The organism is Candidatus Thermoplasmatota archaeon (assembly GCA_030018475.1).
In the GTDB taxonomy this organism is placed as follows: Archaea; Thermoplasmatota; JASEFT01; order JASEFT01; family JASEFT01; genus JASEFT01.
The window spans coordinates 3,556-5,157 of the sequence record JASEFT010000044.1; the positions used below are offsets into that span (position 1 = coordinate 3,556).

2 protein-coding genes are annotated in these 1,602 nt (G+C 37.5%); one reads left to right on the forward strand and one right to left on the reverse strand.

What is annotated here, in order from left to right:
* A partial coding sequence (locus tag QMD21_06035) for a protein-L-isoaspartate O-methyltransferase (GenBank protein ID MDI6856323.1) occupies positions 1-644 on the reverse strand: 644 nt, incomplete at its 3' end.
* A 191-nt stretch (positions 645-835) separates the two neighbouring features.
* Here QMD21_06035 and QMD21_06040 point away from each other — a divergent pair.
* The coding region (locus QMD21_06040; protein MDI6856324.1) for an AAA family ATPase at positions 836-1,602 on the forward strand (767 nt) is incomplete at its 3' end.

Sequence of the window (1,602 nt, forward strand, 5' to 3'; positions counted from 1 at the left end):
CTATATCCATACTCCCCTATCATAGGAACGAACATGCAGCCGCCTAAATTTGTAGTCTTTATTTTATTGTTTATTTTTTCAACTAAAATTAAGTCCTGCATATATCTACTGCCTATAGGCAATAATAATTTACTGTTTTCTTTGAGTTGCTCAATTAATGGTGAAGGTATTTTAGGTGCCCCGCAAGTGGCGAATATTCTATCGTATGGCGCGAATTGCTCCAGTCCTCTAGAGCCGTCACCAACAACCACTTCAACATTTTTTATTCCTGCAATTTCAAGATTTTTACTTGCCTGCTCTGCAAGCTCTGAGTATCTTTCAACTGTGTAGATTTTACCCTTTTCACCTACAACCACAGATGCTACTGCTGAATGATAGCCAAGCCCAGTGCCTATCTCAAGAACTTTATGACCTTTCCTTAGCTCTAAACTTTCGAGCATAATTGCCACCATATGAGGTGCAGAAATAGTTTGGCCGAGTCCTATTTCTAAAGGATAATCTTCATAAGCCTGAGCTCTAACTCTTTCAGGAACGAATAAATGTCTAGGCACGACAGAGATAGCCTCTATTATTTCAGGTGTTTTCAAATAGCCCCAACGTATTAGATGCTTGACTAGCTTCGCTCTTCTCAACTCATAATTCATCTCCTCCTCTTTCATTAGCAGATAGAACGACTTGTGGCAAATAAAAATTACCCTAGCATAGAAATCTTTAAATACGAGTAAGGCACATTATTAACAACTGGGATGGGAATATACGAAGCTCTCGTAATCATAATCTTGTTTTTTCAGGGGAGAGCTAGCGGAGATTATCTTTTTATGAGGTATTAACAAATATGTATTTAAAAGAAATTTATTTGGAAAACTTCAAATCCTTTGGCAAGAGGTTGCGTATTCCGCTACTTCCCGGGTTCACTGGAATTACTGGTCCTAACGGCTCTGGTAAAAGTAATATTTTAGATGCAGTGCTTTTCGTGCTAGGACCTAAAAGCTCTAAGGTGATAAGAGCCGGGAAACTTACAGACCTTATTTTTGATGGCGGAGCCTCAAAACAACCTTGTGATTTTTGTAAAGTATCGCTTGTGTTTGATAATCTAGATAGAGTACTACCACTTGACACCGGGGTTGTTTTAACTAGATTAGTAAAATACTCAAACAGTCACGAGACGCAAAATTACTATTCCTATTTCTATATTAATGGTAGAGCATCTTCACTCACAGAGTTCGAGAATTTACTAGCTTACGCTAATATTTCAGGCGAGGGCTATAATATAATTCAGCAAGGCGACGTCAACTTAATTATCAGTATGAGTAGCGTCGAGCGAAGGAAAATACTTGATTCTATCGCAGGAATAACTAAATTCGATAGCGATATTCAGAAATCAGAAAATGAAAAAGTCGCTATAGATACAAATTTAGAGAAGATTCAAATAATATTAGAGGAGCTAAATTCCAGACTCGCTCAATTAGAGCACGAAAGTAAAAGAGCATTAGAATATAGGAATTTAAAGAATGAGCTAATGCTCAGAAAGTATCAGATGGGTATTAAGAAGCGACGAAGTTACGAAGGAGAGATCAAAAGAACAAAAGAAGAGATGGAAAG